Here is a 15,316-nt window from a genome sequence, read left to right on the forward strand (position 1 = left end):
CCGGTCTCGCCATAGCCTGCGCCGCTCCAGGAGCGGAGGCGGGCGACAAGGAGAGATTGATGAGTCTGCAGGGCAAAGTGGCGCTGGTGACCGGCGCATCCCGCGGCATCGGCGCGGCGATTGCCGACGCGCTGGCGGCGGAAGGCGCTATCGTGATCGGCACCGCCACCTCTGAATCGGGCGCCGCCGCCATCGGCGAACGCCTTTCCGCCAAGGGCGGATTCGGTCGTGTGCTGAATGTGACTGAAGAAGGCGCTGTGGAAGCGTTGGTTGAGTCGGTAGAGAAAGAATTCGGCGCCATCGCGGTGCTGGTCAACAACGCCGGCATCACCCGCGACGGCCTGTTGATGCGAATGAAGGACGACGATTGGGACGCCATCATGGATACCAATCTGAAGTCGGTGTTCAAAGCATCCAAGGCCGTGTTGCGCGGCATGATGAAGGCGCGCTCCGGCCGCATCGTCAACATCGCTTCCGTCGTGGGCGCGATGGGCAATGCGGGCCAGGCCAATTACGCGGCGGCCAAGGCGGGCATCATGGGCTTCACCAAGTCCATGGCGCGCGAGGTAGGCAGCCGCAATATCACCGTCAACTGCGTGGCGCCGGGTTTTATCGATACCGATATGACTCGCGCCTTGCCGGAGGCGCAGCGCGAAGCGCTGGTCGGCCAGATTGCCTTGGGCCGTCTGGGCGATGTGAAAGATATCGCCGATGCCGTGGTCTTCCTGGCATCGGATCGGGCGGCCTATATCACGGGTCAGACCTTGCATGTGAATGGCGGCATGCTGATGCCGTAAATTTGCCTGGCGCAAGCCAGTGCAAGATTTAGGTAGGCTGCTCTAATTTTTTTTTGTAGAATACCGGGGTTTTGTAATCCCGAATCAGAAAGGTCAAGGGTTTATACAAATGGAAAACATCGTAGCGCGCGTTAAGAAGATCGTTGCCGAACAACTGGGCGTGAACGAAGCCGAAGTGAAGGTTGAGTCCTCCTTCGTCGACGATCTGGGCGCCGACTCCCTGGACACCGTTGAACTGGTGATGGCGCTGGAAGAAGAATTCGAATGCGAAATCCCGGACGAAGAGGCTGAGAAGATCACCACCGTTCAGCACGCTGTTGATTACATCACCGCTCATCTGAACAAGTAATCCCTTTTTTTCGGGATCTGAACCTCTGCCCGGTGTTGCTTCGGCTCGCCTGCAGAGGTTCTTTTGTTAAGAGAATTCCAAACGTGCGTTTGAATTGTCTTGTGGGCGATTCGACTCGCTTGGTTGCAACGGGAGACTGCCCTCCCATCTCTCACGGAGATTCTTCGTGTCCAAACGCAGAGTAGTAGTGACTGGCCTGGGCCATGTGTCCCCGGTCGGCAATGATGTCGCCACCGGCTGGGCCAATCTGGTCGCCGGCAAGAGCGGCATTGGCAAGATTACCCGTTTCGACGCCAGCGACATGGCGTGCCAGATTGCCGGCGAGGTCAAGGATTTCGACATCGCCGAATACATCTCGCCTAAAGAGGCGCGTCGCAACGACCTGTTCATCCATTACGGCATCGCGGCTGCGCTGCAGGCGGTGGCGGATGCGGGTTTGGACGACGTTCCCGGCTTGGATAAGACCCGCGTCGGCGTCAACATCGGTTCCGGCATCGGCGGCTTGCCGCTGATCGAGGAAACCGGCGTGGCGTTGATGGAAGGCGGCCCGCGCAAGATCGGCCCGTTCTTCATCCCCGGCTCGCTGATCAACCTGATCGCCGGCCAGGTGTCCATCCTGAAGGGCTATCAAGGACCGAGCTACGGTATCGTGTCCGCCTGCACCACCGGCGCGCATTGCATCGGCGATGCCGCGCGGCTGATCCAGTACGGCGACGCCGATGTCATGGTGGCGGGCGGCTCCGAGGGCGCGGTTTCGCGTCTGGGCATCGGCGGCTTCGCCGCGATGAAGGCGATGTCCACCCGCAACGACGATCCGGCCGCTGCGTCCCGTCCCTGGGACAAGGGCCGCGACGGCTTCGTGATGGGCGAAGGCGCCGGCGTGCTGGTGCTGGAGGATTATGATCACGCGGTGAAGCGCGGCGCCAAGATCTATGCCGAGCTGATCGGCTTCGGCATGAGCTCGGATGCTTACCATATCACCGCGCCCAGTTCCGAAGGCCCGGCCCGCGGCGTCAGCAACGCGCTGCGCGACGCCGGCATCAACCCGGACGCGGTGCAGTACGTCAACGCGCACGGCACCTCCACGCCCTTGGGCGACGCCAACGAAACCAAGGCGATCAAACTGGCTTTCGGCGATCACGCCAACAAGCTGGTGGTCAACTCCACCAAGTCGATGACTGGCCACCTGTTGGGCGGCGCCGGCGGCGTGGAGGCGATCTACACCATCCTGGCCATCCACAACCAGGTATCGCCGCCGACCATCAACCTGGTCGAGCAGGATATCGAAGGCGGCTGCGATCTGGATTACGTGGCCAACACGGCTCGCGATATGAAGATCGATGTCGGCATCTCCAACTCCTTCGGTTTTGGCGGCACCAACGGCACCCTGGTGTTCAAACGGGTGTAAGACAGCCGCAACAATCGATTGACAGACCGAACCGCTGCGCTACACTCGCAGCGGTTTTTCTTTTTTCGCGTCCGCTTTTACTAAGGGATGCCATCAACAAAGCCGCGCTTCGCGCCGGCGCAGGACCCCACCCGATGTTCACGCAGAAACTCGACTTCATTCCCGACCTGTTGGCCTTGCATGCCGCCGAGCGGGAGCGTTTCCCCTATCTGATGCAATCGTCCGGCGACAAGGGCTGGGACATGCTGCTGATGCAGCGCGAGCGGCGCGTGTACATGGGCGGCGAGGGGCAGGCGTTTCTGGATGAGGTGAGGGCGTTCAAGCCGCAGCCGGTGTCCAACCCGCATCAGCTGCCCTTTGTCGGCGGTTGGTTCGTCTATCTGGCTTATGATCTGCTGTCGGAGTTCGAGCCGCATGTGCCGCAGGCCTTGCCGGACACCTTTCCTTTGGCGGTGTGGGCGCGCACGCCGGCCGCCGTGCTGGTGGATAGAGCCAGGCAGGAGGCTTGGCTGGTGGGCGAGACGGCGGACGAGTGGCACGCTTTGGAGCGGCTGGTGAGCCAGTGCCCCTTGTTCACGCCGAGCGCGATCGCGCTGGCGGGGCTGGAGGAGGATCCGCCGGAATGGTATACCGAGGCGGTGACGCGGCTGAAAAGCTACATCTACGAAGGCGATGTGTTTCAGGTAAACATCTCGCGCGGCTGGCGCGCCGAATTGGCCGAAGGCATCGCCGCGCCCGATCTGTACGCCGCCTTGCGCCGAGCCAATCCGGCGCCGTTTTCCGCGCTGGCGGACTTCGGCGAGGCGCAAATCGTCAGCTCCTCCCCGGAGCGGCTGGTGAGGGTGCGGGATGGCTGGGCGGAAACCCGGCCCATTGCCGGCACGCATCCGCGCTCCCAGGACCCGGCCGAGGACGCGGCATTGAAGAAGCGGCTGATCACCAGCATCAAGGAGCGCGCCGAGCATGTGATGCTGATCGACCTGGAGCGCAACGATCTGGGCCGCATCAGCAAGCCGGGCACGGTGGAGGTCAATGAGCTGATGGCGGTGGCGAGTTATGCCTATGTCCATCACATTGAATCCAATGTCCGCGGCAAGCTGCGCGACGATGTCGCGCCGGCGGATGTGCTGCGCGCGCTGTTCCCCGGCGGCACCATCACCGGCTGCCCCAAGGTGCGCACCATGCAGATCATCCGCGAGCTGGAAAACAGCGCTCGCCGCGCTTACACCGGCAGTTTGGGCTATCTGAACCGCGATGGCAGCATGGACTTCAATATCTTGATCCGCAGCTTCATGCAGGAGGGCAGCCAGCTGCGCTTCCGCGCCGGCGGCGGCATCGTGGCTGATTCCGATCCCGAGCGCGAACTGATGGAAACCCGCCACAAGGCGCGCGGCCTGTTGCGGGCCTTGGGCGTGGACGGCGTCTGATGGCGATGTTGATCGACGGCACGCCGGGCGATAGCGTTTCGGCGTTGGACCGCGGCTTGGCTTACGGCGATGGCGTGTTCCGCACCTTGCGGCTGCGGCATGGCATCCCCTGGATGTGGCGCTGGCAGTATGCGCGGCTGCGCGACGACGCGGCGCGCATGCGTTTGCCCTTGCCGGATGAAGCGGCGCTGTTGGATGAGCTGCTGCAATTGGGGCGCGAGCACGCGTCGGCGGTTGGCAAGATCGTGGTCACCCGCGGCGTCGGCGCGCGCGGCTATAGCATGGTCGCCGCGACGGGTTCGACCCGCATCGTCTCGGTTTCCCCTTGGGCGGGTTATCCGGCCGCCTATGGCGAGCAGGGGGTCAATGCGCGCTGGTGCGAGCTGCGTTTGTCCGCCCAGCCCAGATTGGCCGGCATCAAGCATCTCAATCGGCTGGAGAATGTGCTGGCGCGCTCCGAGTGGGACGATCCGGCGATTCAGGAGGGCTTGCTGTTGGATCAGGACGGCTGGCTGGTGGAGGGCACGATGAGCAATGTCTACTTGCTGCGCGGTGCGCAGTTGCTGACTCCTAAGCTGGATTGTTGCGGCGTGAACGGCGCAGTGCGAGATTGGTTGACTGAAAATGTTTCAAGTTTCGGACTTGAATTTATAGAATCGCGACTTTCCGCCGCCGATTTGATTGACGCTGAGGCGGTGTTTCTCTCCAATAGCCTGATGGGCATCTGGCCGCTCGCCCGCTTGGGCGACAAGACCTGGTCGCCTTCACCTTTGCTGCAGACGCTGCGGCAAGCCTTGCTACAACAAGCCTGAAACACTGCGCCAAGGGGACACGCGGCGCGGCGTTCCGTCTGCTTTTCGCAGGCATTTCCTTTTGAAAAAGCCATCCGCATCGTTCGGAGGGAGAGGTTTTGCTTGCGCGGCCGGCATCGGGCTGTGACATCCGACAAAGAGGTCGCCTGTGAAACTGATTCTGAAACTGCTCGCCGGCATGGCGCTGGGCCTGCTGCTGGGCTTGTTCGCGCCGCCGCCGTTGGCCGCGCTGCTGGCCACCTTCAAAAGCCTGTTCGGCCAATTCATCGGCTTCATGATCCCGCTGATCATCGTGTTCTACATCATGAGCGGGATCGCTTCGCTGGAACGCGGTTCCGGCCGCATGCTGGGCCTGACCGTGGGCCTGGCCTACGCGTCCACCATTTTGTCCGGCGTGTTGGCGTTTTCGGCGGCGTCGACCGTGCTGCCGCAATGGCTGTCCGGCGCCGCTTCCGCCGCGCCGCAGGCGGCCGAGGCCATGGCCCAGCCTTTGTTCAAGCTGGAGATCAAGCCGCTGTTCGACGTGATGACGGCGTTGACGCTGGCCTTTGTCTTTGGCCTGGGCATCGCGGCGACGGGGGCGGAGCGGTTGCGAGAAGTGGCCGAGCAGGGCAAGGGCATCGTCGAGAAGGTGCTGGCCCGCGTGCTGGTGCCGCTGCTGCCCGCTTATATCGCCTGCGTGTTCGCCGAAATGGCCGCCGCCGGCGCCGCGCTCGCCACCCTGAAAACCTTCGGCGCGGTGTTGCTGCTCGCCATCGCTCTGCATGGCCTGTGGCTGGCGGTGCTGTATGGTTTCAGCGGCGCCTTGCTGGGCCGCAACCCCTTATCTTTGCTCCGCGCCATGCTGCCAGCCTATTTCACCGCGCTGGGCACCATGTCCTCCGCCGCCACCATCCCGGTGGCGCTGCGTTCCGCCGGCAATATGCGCGTGGCCCGGCCGGTGGCCAATTTTGTGATGCCCTTGTGCGCCACCATCCATCTGTGCGGCTCCACCATCACGCTGGTTAGCTGCGCGACGGCGGTGATGTTGATGACCGATGGCCTGGCGGTGCCGGGTTGGGAGGTGATGCTGCCTTTCATTTTGCTGCTGGGCGTCACCATGGTGGCCGCGCCTGGCGCGCCGGGCGGCGGCGTGATGTCGGCGCTGGGCATTCTTTCCAGCGTGCTGGGTTTTCCCGAGGCCAGCTTGGCGTTGATGATCGCGCTGTATCTGGCGCAAGACAGCTTCGGCACCGCCTGCAATGTGGCTGGCGACGGCGTGATCGCCTTATGGGTGGAGCGCTTGGGCGGTTTGGAGGCTGCGGGCGAACCCGCCGTTCAGAATGGATGACGGTGATTAGCTAAGCAGAACAAGTGATTTGGTTGCGAGGGGCGTGTCGATTATATTCTTTCTCCATGCCGATCTGCCTGGTGCCGTCAGGCGGAGTTTCGGTTTCTCTCGTTAATCGTGTTACTTTTGGCCGGGCCGCGCGCCCGGCATTTTCTTGTCCGCTCACAGCGGCTGAAACCATTCCACATGCGCGGCCATGCCCAGGCCATGCCTTTCGCGCGCGCCGCGCCAGATGGCGAGAAAGGCGTTTCGGTCGGCAATGCCGGAATAAGTTTCCATCCAGGTGCGCTCGTCGTCGCAGCGGCGCGAGAGCTGGCCTGTCCAGCCGGCGGCCGCCAGTTCGCCTTGCAAGGCCTTGAGCCTCGCCAACGTGTCTTCCGCTTCCGATTCCACTTTGAAATAGCAATACAGCGTGCAGGGCATGCGCGTCCTCCCAGTCTTGGGCTGGCCTGATGATGAAAATTGTTTATGATAGACCTTCATGCCGCCCAGGTGGCGGCCAGGCAAGGGGAGCAGGTGCAGCAGCGGATAGACACACTGGTAGTGGCGGGGGTTGGCCTGATCGGCGGTTCCTTCGCGCTGGCGCTCAAGCGCGCCGGCCGCGTGGGACGGGTGATAGGGGTGGGCCGCACGCTGGCCAATCTGGAAAAAGCCTTGGCGCTGGGCGTGGCGGATGAGATCAGCCAGGACATCGCCGAGGCGGCGGCGCGCGCCGACATGGTGTTGCTGGCTTGTCCGGTGGGGCAGATGGGCGCGCTGATGGCGGCGATGGCGGCCAGCCTGCGCCCAGGCTGCGTCGTCACCGACGGCGGCAGCACCAAGAGCGATGTGGCGGCGCTGTATCGCCGGCATCTGCCCCATCATCTGCCATGGTGCGTGCCGGCTCATCCCATCGCCGGCTCGGACATGTCCGGCGCCAGCGCTGCCCAGTATGGCCTGTATGAAAACCGCCGCGTGGTGCTGACCCCGCTGGAGGAAACCCTGGCCGAGTCGTCGGAAACCGTGTCGGAACTGTGGCGCGCCTGCGGGGCCGAGATCCATGCCATGGGCGCGGCCGAGCATGACGCGGTGTTCGCCAGCGTCAGCCATCTGCCGCATTTGCTGGCCTTCGCCTATGTGGACCGGGTGGCGGCCAAGGATAACGCCGAGCGCTGTTTCGATTTCGCCGCCACCGGCTTTCGCGACTTCACCCGCATCGCCGGCAGCCATCCGGAAATGTGGACCGACATCAGCCTGGCCAACCGCGAGGCGCTGCTGGCCGAACTGGCCGATTACCAAGCCGGCTTGGGCCGGCTGGCGGCCTTGCTGGAAAACGGCGATGCCGCCGGGCTGAACCAATTATTCGGCGAGGCGCGCGCGGCGCGCACCCGCTGGCATCAGCAATTTTTGCGAAGGGGCTAGCAGTGAGCGGAAAAGTAGCGATCGTGACGGGGGGCACGCGCGGCATCGGCGCGGCGACCACGCGTTTGTTGGTGGCGGGCAGTTGGCGCGTGGCGGCCAACTATCGCTCTGACGAAGCCAGCGCGGCGGAATTGAAAGAGGAGTTGGGCGAGGCGGTGCAATTGTTCCGCGCCGATGTGTCCGAGGAAAAAGCCATCGTCAGGCTGTTTGATGATGTGCTCTGCCATTACGGCCGCCTGGACGGTTTGGTCAACAACGCCGGCGTCACCGCGCCCATGGCCCGTCTGGAGAGCTACAGCGCGGAGCGGGTGGAGAAGGTGCTGCGCGTCAATGTGCTGGGGCCGCTGCTGTGCTGCCGCGAGGCTGTGCGGCGCATGTCCACCCGCCATGGCGGCGACGGCGGCGCCATCGTCAATGTGTCGTCGGCCGCGTCGCGGCTGGGCTCTGCCGGAGAATACATAGACTACGCGGCCAGCAAGGGCGCGATAGACACGCTGACCTTGGGCCTGGCGCGCGAGGTGGCGGAGGAGGGCATTCGCGTCAATGCGGTGCGGCCCGGCTTGATCGCAACCGATATCCATGCCGCCAGCGGCGAAGCGGGCCGAGTGGAACGGCTGGCGCCGTCGGTGCCGCTGCGGCGCGGCGGCGAGGCGGTCGAGGTGGCCGAGGCCATCGTCTGGCTGCTGTCCGACGCGGCGTCGTTTTGCACCGGCAGCCTGCTGGACGTATCGGGCGGCCGTTAATCTTTCGCCACGCCGGCCAGGAAGTTCGCCACCAAGGGCGAATCCTGGTCGCGCCGGGTGGCGATGCCCATCGATAGATAAGCCTCCTCGTCCGAGATGGGCACATAACGCACCGCGGGTATCTGCACGCACTCCAGCGGCGAGGGCAGGATGGCGACGCCGACGCCGGCCGCCGCCAGCCCGATCTGGGTGATGGCTTCTCCCGCCTCCTGCACGATATTCAGCGGCATGCCCGCTTGCCGCGCCAATTGCAGAATCACGTCGCGCAAGCCGGCGCCGGATTCCTGCGGATAGCCTATCAGCGCTTCCTGGAACAATTCTCCTAAGGACACATGGCTGGCGGACGCCAAAGGGTGGGAGACCGGCAGCACTGCCAGCAGTCGGTCGCGATGCAGCTCCGCCACCTTTATCAAGGTGCTGGGCGCCGGGCCGTTGAAGCGGACGAAGCCGAGGTCCAGCTGGTTTTTTTCCAGCGCTTCGAATTGACCGGCGGTGAACTGCTCGCGCAGCGTCAATTTCACTTCCGGGTAGCGGGCGCGATAGTTTTGCAGGCTGTGGTAGAGGATGGGTGTCAGCGGCAGTGACGAGGTGAAGCCGATGCGCAGCTCCCCGATTTCGCCATCGGCGGCGCGGCGCACGGCCTGCATCGCGGCCGCGCTGTCGGCCAGGATCTGCCGCGCCCGCGGCAGCAGCTGGCGGCCGGCGGCGGTGAGCTCCACCTTGCGCTGGTGGCGGCGGAACAGCGGCGCGCCCAATTCCGCTTCCAGCGCCTGGATTTGCTGGCTCAAGGGCGGCTGGCCGATGTGCAGCCGCTCGGCGGCGCGGGTGAAGTGCAGTTCCTCGGCCACGGCCAGGAAGTAACGCAGATGTCGCAATTCCATTTAATATATTTTATGTATCAATATTGATTGAAATATATATTGGACCAGTAGTTTGGCCAAGCCTAAGCTGACAGCGTTGGTGTTTCAGAAAGATTGCCGTGTCCATCCCCGTTTCCGCTGTCGCCTTTTCTTCCGCTCTGTCCGCCGCCGAAGCGCCGTCTAGCCGCTTGCAAGCCGGCACCGCCGCTTTCCGCGCCACCGCCCGCGCGATGTTTGTCGGCGGTTTCTGCACCTTCGCCATGCTGTACGGCGCGCAGCCCTTGATGCCGATGTTCGCCCATGATTTCGGCCTGACGCCGGCGGCCTCCAGCGGCGTGGTGTCGATGTCCACCGGCGCGCTGGCCTTGGCGCTGATCCCGGCCAGCTTGCTGTCAGACCGTTTCGGCCGCCGCGCCTTGATGATCGCCGCCTTGTCCCTCGGCGCTTTGTTGACCTTGCTGTCGGCCTTTGTCGATAGCTTCGGCCATTTCCTGCTGTTGCGCGCTTTGTTCGGCGCGGCGCTGGCCGGTTTGCCGGCGGTGGCGATGGCCTATCTGAGCGAGGAAGTGGACGGCAAGTCGCTGGGCCACTCCATGGGGCTGTATATCGCCGGCAATGCCTTGGGCGGGATGTGCGGCCGCTTCATGTCGTCGGTGCTGGCCGATCATTTCGGCTGGCGCGGCGCCACGCTGGCGCTGGCGCTGCTGGGATGTTTGGGGGCTTGGCTATTCTGGCGCTGGCTGCCTGCGTCGCGCCATTTTCAATCCCGCCGTCAGGATTTTGCCCGCATGCGGCGCGAAGTCGGCAGCATTCTGGGCGATGGCGGACTGCCCTGGCTGTTTTTGACCGCCTTTCTGCTGATGGGCTGCTTTGTCAGCCTGTACAACTATCTGGGCTTCCGCTTGTTGGCGGCGCCGTTTCATCTGAGCCAGAGTATGTTGGCCTGGGTGTTTTCGCTGTATGTGGTGGGGATCTGGTCGTCAGCCTGGGTGGGGCGGCTGGCCGACCATTTGGGCCGCCGCAATGTATTGTGGCTGATGGTGGCGATGATGCTGGCCGGACTGGCGCTGACGCTGGCCGATACGCTGTGGCTGATGGCGCCGGGCATCGCGCTGTTCACTTTCGGCTTTTTTGCCGGCCATTCGGTGGCCAGCAGCTGGATAGGCTTGCGGGCTCGCGAGGCGAAGGCTTTGGCGTCGGCCTTGTATCTGGGCGCGTACTATCTGGGCTCCAGCGTGTATGGCTGGTTGTCGGGCCTGATGTGGGGTTCGGGGGGCTGGCATGGCGTGGCCTCGGCCTTGGCGGTCGGTTTATTGGCCTTGCTGGCGGTGGCCTTGTGGTTGCGCCGCCTGCAGCCGCTGCCGCAGAATGCTTAGCTGTAGAAGCAAAAAGCCCCGCGTGAAGAGCGCGGGGCTTTGTCGTGATGGGGACGGCTTACTGGATGATGCCGCCGCCCAGGCAGATGTCGCCATCGTATAGCACGGCCGATTGGCCCGGCGTCACCGCCCATTGCTTTTCCTGGAAGGTCAGGCTGGCCTGGCCGTCGACGATGGGCGACAGCGAGCAAGCCGCGTCGGCCATGCGGTAGCGGTTCTTGGCGCTGTATTCGCCAGCGGCGGGCGCGCTAGGCAGCGTCCAGCTCAGGTCCGCCATGGAGAGCGTGGGCTTGAGCAGCAGCGGGTGGTCGTGGCCCTGCACCACGATCAGCTTGTTGGCTGGTATGTCCTTGCCGGCGACGAACCAGGGTTCGCCATTGCCGTCCTTGCTGCCGCCTATGGTCAGGCCCTTGCGCTGGCCCAGGGTGTAATACATCAGGCCGATGTGCTCGCCGACGGTCTTGCCTTCCGGCGTCACCATCTGGCCGGGCGAGGTGGGCAGATAGCGCTGCAGGAACTCGCGGAACGGGCGCTCGCCGATGAAGCAGATGCCGGTGGAGTCTTTCTTGGCCGCGGTGGGCAGGCCTGCCTGCTCGGCCAGCTTGCGCACTTCGGTCTTGCGGATGTCGCCCAGCGGGAACATCGCCTTGGCCAGCTGGTGCTGCTGCAAGCGGTACAGGAAGTAGCTCTGGTCCTTGGTGTGGTCCACCGCCTTCATCAGGTAGTGGGTACCGTCTTTTTCCAGCTTGCGCGCATAGTGGCCGGTGGCGATGCAGTCGGCGCCCAGTTCCATCGCGTAATCGAGGAAGGCCTTGAACTTGATCTCGGCGTTGCACAGCACGTCCGGATTGGGCGTGCGGCCGGCCGAATATTCCTTCAGGAAGTACGAGAACACGCGGTCCTTGTATTCCTTGGCGAAGTTGACGATTTCCATGTCGATGCCGACGATGTCGGCCACGCTCATCGCGTCCAGCGCGTCCTGCTTGATCGAGCAGTATTCGTCGTCGTTGTCGTCTTCCCAGTTTTGCATGAACACGCCGATCACTTCATGGCCTTGCTGCTTCAAGAGCCAGGCGGTCACCGACGAATCCACGCCGCCGGACATGCCGACGACTATGCGTTTCTTACCCGTCACGGGGCATTTCCTTCCTTGCTTTTGCTTGCCTGCTCAACAGGCTCGGATACGGCCGGGGGCTCGTATCCCGTCATCCAAACTGAAAGGGGAACCACCACGGGCGGTTCCCCGAAATCCTTGAACCAAGTGTCCACCGCCCAATCCTGATTGGCGGCGTCGTCATGCAGCACGCCGGTATAGTGCAGATCCAGAATATGCGGCGCACGCCATTCAGCTTGTGCCGCATGGTGGAATTTCAACCAGCCCTGTCGTTCCAGATAATGCAGGAAGGTGGTGACGTTGCTGCTGTGGTCTACGCAATCCATCCGGCCTTCCGCGGGGCCGTCATGAATATTGCCGCCTTTGTCTTGCCAGATGGGGGTGAAGCGAGCGGCGATGAAATACAGCGTCTGCACCGCGTCGCCGACTGCCGCGCGCTCGCTTTCCGCTGAGTCCGCTTGCGCCATCCGCGCCGCCAGCCAATCGCGCTCTTCATCGGAGATATCGAAGTAGGCCTGCCTGGAACATCGGTAATGATAACAGATGTTTAGCCCATCGGCGCGCGCCGAAGCATAGGGGAGGATGGCGGCAATCAGCAGCAGCGCGGGCAGCAGGCATCGGATCATAGGCGGGATTTCCTGGCGTTAGCGTAGATCGTGGATCAATTCCAATGGATATACTATGCCATGAAGATAATCATTGATGCATTGCATCACAACCGGGCTGCGCAGGCGTTCGGCTTGGGCGGCGATTTGCTCGCGGCTCAGCCAGTGCGTGGCAACGATGCCTTCATCAAGCGAGGGCGGCGAGGATGGCGGCGACGCGTCGCCGTGGAAGGCGAAGCGCAGATAGGTGATGTCGCTGTCGGCTTTGTCGGCCAAATAGATGCCGACCAGGCCGCGCGGCGCGAAACGCCAGCCGCACTCTTCGCGCGCCTCGCGGACAACCGCCTGCAGCAAGGTTTCTCCGCGCTCAAGGTGGCCGGCGGGCTGGTTGAGTTTCAAGCCTTCCGGCGTCTGTTCCTAGATCATCAAAAAACGGCCTTCACGCTCGATGATGGCGGCGACTGTTGTATTCGGCTTCCAGATGCGATCAGTGTTATTGACAATCATTCTTGTTTGTCTCTATGATGATGATAACTATTATTGATTGTAGCCAGAGAGGCCGCCACATGTATGTTTGCCTGTGCAACGCAGTGACCGACAGCCAGATCCGCCAAGCGGTGCATGGCGGCGCGACGCGCATGTGCGATCTGCGCCGCGAGCTGGGCGTGGCGTCCGATTGCGGCAAATGCGCCTGCATGGCCAATCAAATCCGCAAGGACGCGCAGACGGAGTTGTCGGCTTGCTCGGTGGCGCGCAGCGCGGCCTGAATCTTTTCCCTTTCAGGACAATCGCTTGCTCTTGTCCTGTCCTGATTTCACTTGAGCTGAGACGCTGGTGTGCCATAATGCCTGGATAATTTTCCAGGAGGGCAGGCCATGCAAGGCGACAAGAAAGTCATCAAGTACCTGAACCAGATACTCAAGAACGAACTGACCGCGATCAACCAGTACTTCCTGCATGCGCGCATGTATAAGAACTGGGGCCTGAAAAAGCTCAACGAGCACGAATATCACGAGTCCATCGACGAGATGAAGCACGCCGACAAGCTGATCGAGCGCGTGCTGTTCCTGGAAGGCCTGCCCAATCTGCAGGACCTGGGCAAGCTGCATATCGGCGAAAATCCCAAGGAAATGCTGGAGTGCGACCTCAAGCTGGAAATGGAAGCGCTGCCGCTGTTCAAGGAGGCCATCGCCTACTGTGAAACCGCCAAGGACTATGTCAGCCGCGACCTGCTGGAAGATATCCTCGAAAGCGAGGAAGAGCACATAGACTGGCTGGAAACCCAGTTGGGCCTGATCGAGAAGGTGGGCTTGCAGAACTATCTGCAAAGCCAGATGGAAGACGCGTCCTGATCTTCAGTCGATAGCGTTGGACCCATCCTGAAGCCGCAGCGTTTTTGCCTGCGGCTTTTTTGCGTCCTTTGCGCGGAGCCCGAGGCCTGGACGCAAAAACGGCCCGCTTCTTGGCGGGCCGTCATCGCGGAGGCGGTGGCCGTCTACTTCTTGGCCGGCGCGGCGGCGGGCGCCGAGGCGTCTCCTGCCGCAGCCTCCTCCGCCTCTTCCCAGGGCAGGGCGACTTTTTTCTTGTGGATGGTCAGGCCGCGGGCGTCGTAGTTCAGATCGGTGGAGATCTGGCCATTGTCTTCGACGATATAGCCTTCCGACTTCCATTGCGACAGCTGGCTGTCCAGCAGGCTCTTGGCCAGATCGTCCACTTCCTGCATGTTCGGCTGGTCTTCCGCGGTGTGGTCCACCGTGAACAGATTGCGCGCCTGCGTCAGCACCAAGTCTTCCAGCGTTTGCCGCGGCAAGCTCAGCTTGGCATCCGCCTCGATGCGCTTGGCCAGCAGGGTGATGTCGTTCAGGTCGGCCGGGGTGAAGCCGTTCATGCCCAGGCTGCCCTGCAGCGTGGCTTCGCCGCTAGGCATCTTGAGATAGAACTCGTTGATCAGCAGCTTGGGGTTGTTCTGCAGCAAGGGGATGGCGTTCTTCTTGATGGTGTCCACGTACTGCTTGCGCAGCAGCGTCGGGTCCACGCCTTCGAACGGAATCTCGCTGATCGCCTTGTCCAGCTTGACCAGGGTGGGGCCGTGCAGGTGGTTGGCGGACACGTCCAGCCGCATCGGGCCGTAGCGGTGCTCGTTGAAGCTCAATTCTGCGAAGTTCACCTTGCCGCGGGTGTTGACGAACTCGTCCTGCTCGCTGGTCACGATCTGGTAATTGAAATTCTTCAGCACCACCGACGACGGTTTGAACTCGCCGGACGGGTTGACGAACTCGCCGACGCGCACCCGCGTCATCAGATAGATCAACTCGTTCAGCTTCAGGCTGTAAGGCACGCTTTCGCGCGAGCTGAGCTGGACATTGCCGATGGCGAGCTCGCTGGTGCCCAGCTTGACGCCGGTATTGCCGGGGCGCATGTCGGATATGTAGCGCACGCCTTCAAAGGAGATATTGCCCTTGCTGGCGGCCTCCAGCAGGAAGCCGGGCGAGACCGCCTCGGTTTTGTATTCCTGATAGCCCTGGGCGTAGTCGACCTTGAGGTCGAAGCCTTTCCATTTCATCTTGACGCCGGACAGCGCCTCTTCGTAATCGAAGGAGGGCACGGTGACATCCAGCAAGCCGCCGCCGCCGAAGCCGATGCGGTTGGTGATGGTGATCGGCTCTTTTTCGCCGAAGAAGGTTTTCAGCGTCTTGCGCGTGGCGTCGCTCATCGCGAACTCGGTGCGCACCAAGGCGCGCGCCGGGTGGAGGTCAAACGCCGACAAGCCGGGCAGCGGACCATGCTGGACATGGTTGGTGAACTTGATGGTCGAGTTCAGCAGCGGCTTCATATTGTCGGGCAGCATGTTCTCATACGGCCCCGACAGGCGGCGGTTGAACACCAGCTCGGTGGTTTCGGTGGACGAGAACCAGCCGCGCTCGTAGCTGTGCGATTTGACCTTGAACAGCGGCAAACCAGCCAGCATCCGATGCTGTTCCTGCAGGGTCTCTTCAGCCTTGACGCCGGCCCAGTAGCTGGAGGCGGCGTACAGGACGAACAAGCCGCCGACGGCGGCGCCGGCGATGATCAGTCGACGTTTTGGCAACACGCG

Annotated in this window: 17 protein-coding genes; 11 read left to right on the plus strand and 6 right to left on the minus strand. The window is 62.8% G+C overall.

The features are described from left to right. The first annotated feature begins 59 nt into the window (after positions 1–59). The 6 genes from fabG to NKT35_RS14235 all read left to right on the plus strand — a co-directional run bounded on the left by fabG (position 60) and on the right by NKT35_RS14235 (position 6,123). Positions 60–797 (plus strand): 3-oxoacyl-ACP reductase FabG, encoded by a 738-nt coding sequence (gene fabG / locus NKT35_RS14210; protein WP_254294011.1) that lies wholly within the window; start codon positions 60–62, stop codon positions 795–797. Positions 798–906: 109 nt separating this feature from the next. After that, the gene (gene acpP, locus NKT35_RS14215; RefSeq protein WP_254294013.1) at positions 907–1,146 is read left to right on the plus strand and encodes an acyl carrier protein; all 240 of its coding nucleotides are present in this window, start codon (positions 907–909) and stop codon (positions 1,144–1,146) included. Positions 1,147–1,312: 166 nt separating this feature from the next. Continuing rightward, entirely contained in the window at positions 1,313–2,554 is a 1,242-nt protein-coding gene (gene fabF / locus NKT35_RS14220; RefSeq protein WP_254294015.1) for a beta-ketoacyl-ACP synthase II, read from the plus strand. Positions 2,555–2,688: 134 nt separating this feature from the next. Continuing rightward, positions 2,689–3,981 carry an aminodeoxychorismate synthase component I gene (locus NKT35_RS14225; protein WP_254294017.1) on the plus strand — a complete coding sequence of 431 codons (1,293 nt, stop codon included), beginning with the start codon at positions 2,689–2,691 and terminating at the stop codon, positions 3,979–3,981. Beyond that, entirely contained in the window at positions 3,981–4,793 is an 813-nt protein-coding gene (pabC, locus tag NKT35_RS14230) for an aminodeoxychorismate lyase (RefSeq protein ID WP_254294019.1), read from the plus strand. Before NKT35_RS14225 ends, pabC begins: the two co-directional genes overlap by 1 nt. 148 nt (positions 4,794–4,941) lie before the next feature. After that, positions 4,942–6,123, plus strand: coding sequence for a dicarboxylate/amino acid:cation symporter (locus NKT35_RS14235; protein WP_254294020.1), 1,182 nt, complete (start codon positions 4,942–4,944; stop codon positions 6,121–6,123). 162 nt (positions 6,124–6,285) lie between these two features. Here the strand turns inward: NKT35_RS14235 and NKT35_RS14240 are convergent, their stop codons facing one another. Continuing rightward, a complete protein-coding gene (locus tag NKT35_RS14240; RefSeq protein WP_254294022.1) occupies positions 6,286–6,546 on the minus strand; it encodes a DUF4936 family protein in 261 nt (86 codons plus the stop codon). A 45-nt stretch (positions 6,547–6,591) separates the two neighbouring features. Between NKT35_RS14240 and NKT35_RS14245 the strand changes: the two genes are divergently transcribed. After that, on the plus strand, positions 6,592–7,524 hold the full coding sequence (locus NKT35_RS14245) for a prephenate dehydrogenase (protein WP_254294024.1): 933 nt from the start codon (positions 6,592–6,594) through the stop codon (positions 7,522–7,524). 2 nt (positions 7,525–7,526) lie between these two features. Continuing rightward, on the plus strand, positions 7,527–8,267 hold the full coding sequence (locus NKT35_RS14250; RefSeq protein WP_254294026.1) for an SDR family oxidoreductase: 741 nt from the start codon (positions 7,527–7,529) through the stop codon (positions 8,265–8,267). On the opposite strand, the gene NKT35_RS14255 is transcribed toward NKT35_RS14250, so the two are convergent. After that, positions 8,264–9,148 carry a LysR substrate-binding domain-containing protein gene (locus tag NKT35_RS14255; RefSeq protein WP_254294028.1) on the minus strand — a complete coding sequence of 295 codons (885 nt, stop codon included), beginning with the start codon at positions 9,146–9,148 and terminating at the stop codon, positions 8,264–8,266. The two genes, NKT35_RS14250 and NKT35_RS14255, sit on opposite strands and share 4 nt — an antisense overlap. Before the next feature lie 98 nt (positions 9,149–9,246). Here NKT35_RS14255 and NKT35_RS14260 point away from each other — a divergent pair, with 98 nt between their 5' ends. Beyond that, complete coding sequence (locus NKT35_RS14260) at positions 9,247–10,503, plus strand: MFS transporter (RefSeq protein WP_254294029.1); 1,257 nt, start codon at positions 9,247–9,249, stop codon at positions 10,501–10,503. Between the two features lie 58 nt (positions 10,504–10,561). Here NKT35_RS14260 and mnmA read toward each other — a convergent pair whose 3' ends face one another. The 3 genes from mnmA to NKT35_RS14275 are packed head-to-tail and all read right to left on the minus strand — an operon-like array spanning position 10,562 to position 12,621. Next, the gene (gene mnmA, locus NKT35_RS14265) at positions 10,562–11,638 is read right to left on the minus strand and encodes a tRNA 2-thiouridine(34) synthase MnmA (RefSeq protein ID WP_371926352.1); all 1,077 of its coding nucleotides are present in this window, start codon (positions 11,636–11,638) and stop codon (positions 10,562–10,564) included. After that, positions 11,635–12,243, minus strand: coding sequence for a hypothetical protein (locus NKT35_RS14270; protein ID WP_254294031.1), 609 nt, complete (start codon positions 12,241–12,243; stop codon positions 11,635–11,637). The genes mnmA and NKT35_RS14270 overlap by 4 nt, the downstream gene beginning before the upstream one ends. A gap of 18 nt (positions 12,244–12,261) precedes the next feature. Then, a complete protein-coding gene (locus tag NKT35_RS14275; protein ID WP_254294033.1) occupies positions 12,262–12,621 on the minus strand; it encodes an NUDIX domain-containing protein in 360 nt (119 codons plus the stop codon). 167 nt (positions 12,622–12,788) lie between these two features. Between NKT35_RS14275 and NKT35_RS14280 the strand changes: the two genes are divergently transcribed. Beyond that, the gene (locus NKT35_RS14280) at positions 12,789–12,989 is read left to right on the plus strand and encodes a (2Fe-2S)-binding protein (protein ID WP_254294035.1); all 201 of its coding nucleotides are present in this window, start codon (positions 12,789–12,791) and stop codon (positions 12,987–12,989) included. Between the two features lie 108 nt (positions 12,990–13,097). Continuing rightward, the gene (bfr, locus tag NKT35_RS14285; RefSeq protein WP_254294037.1) at positions 13,098–13,574 is read left to right on the plus strand and encodes a bacterioferritin; all 477 of its coding nucleotides are present in this window, start codon (positions 13,098–13,100) and stop codon (positions 13,572–13,574) included. Positions 13,575–13,717: 143 nt separating this feature from the next. Here the strand turns inward: bfr and NKT35_RS14290 are convergent, their stop codons facing one another. Next, positions 13,718–15,313 carry a YdgA family protein gene (locus NKT35_RS14290; protein ID WP_254294039.1) on the minus strand — a complete coding sequence of 532 codons (1,596 nt, stop codon included), beginning with the start codon at positions 15,311–15,313 and terminating at the stop codon, positions 13,718–13,720. Positions 15,314–15,316: the final 3 nt, after the last annotated feature.

This window comes from Chromobacterium sp. IIBBL 290-4 (assembly GCF_024207115.1).
Taxonomy (GTDB): Bacteria; Pseudomonadota; Gammaproteobacteria; order Burkholderiales; family Chromobacteriaceae; genus Chromobacterium.

Bases quoted from the DNA above. Each gene is read 5' to 3' on its own strand.
- fabG (WP_254294011.1), top strand. From the start codon at position 60: ATGAGTCTGCAGGGCAAAGTGGCGCTGGTGACCGGCGCATCCCGCGGC.
- acpP (WP_254294013.1), top strand. From the start codon at position 907: ATGGAAAACATCGTAGCGCGCGTTAAGAAGATCGTTGCCGAACAACTG.
- NKT35_RS14225 (WP_254294017.1), top strand. From the start codon at position 2,689: ATGTTCACGCAGAAACTCGACTTCATTCCCGACCTGTTGGCCTTGCAT.
- pabC (WP_254294019.1), top strand. From the start codon at position 3,981: ATGGCGATGTTGATCGACGGCACGCCGGGCGATAGCGTTTCGGCGTTG.
- NKT35_RS14240 (WP_254294022.1), bottom strand. From the start codon at position 6,546: ATGCCCTGCACGCTGTATTGCTATTTCAAAGTGGAATCGGAAGCGGAA.
- NKT35_RS14245 (WP_254294024.1), top strand. From the start codon at position 6,592: ATGATAGACCTTCATGCCGCCCAGGTGGCGGCCAGGCAAGGGGAGCAG.
- NKT35_RS14255 (WP_254294028.1), bottom strand. From the start codon at position 9,148: ATGGAATTGCGACATCTGCGTTACTTCCTGGCCGTGGCCGAGGAACTG.
- NKT35_RS14270 (WP_254294031.1), bottom strand. From the start codon at position 12,243: ATGATCCGATGCCTGCTGCCCGCGCTGCTGCTGATTGCCGCCATCCTC.
- NKT35_RS14280 (WP_254294035.1), top strand. From the start codon at position 12,789: ATGTATGTTTGCCTGTGCAACGCAGTGACCGACAGCCAGATCCGCCAA.
- bfr (WP_254294037.1), top strand. From the start codon at position 13,098: ATGCAAGGCGACAAGAAAGTCATCAAGTACCTGAACCAGATACTCAAG.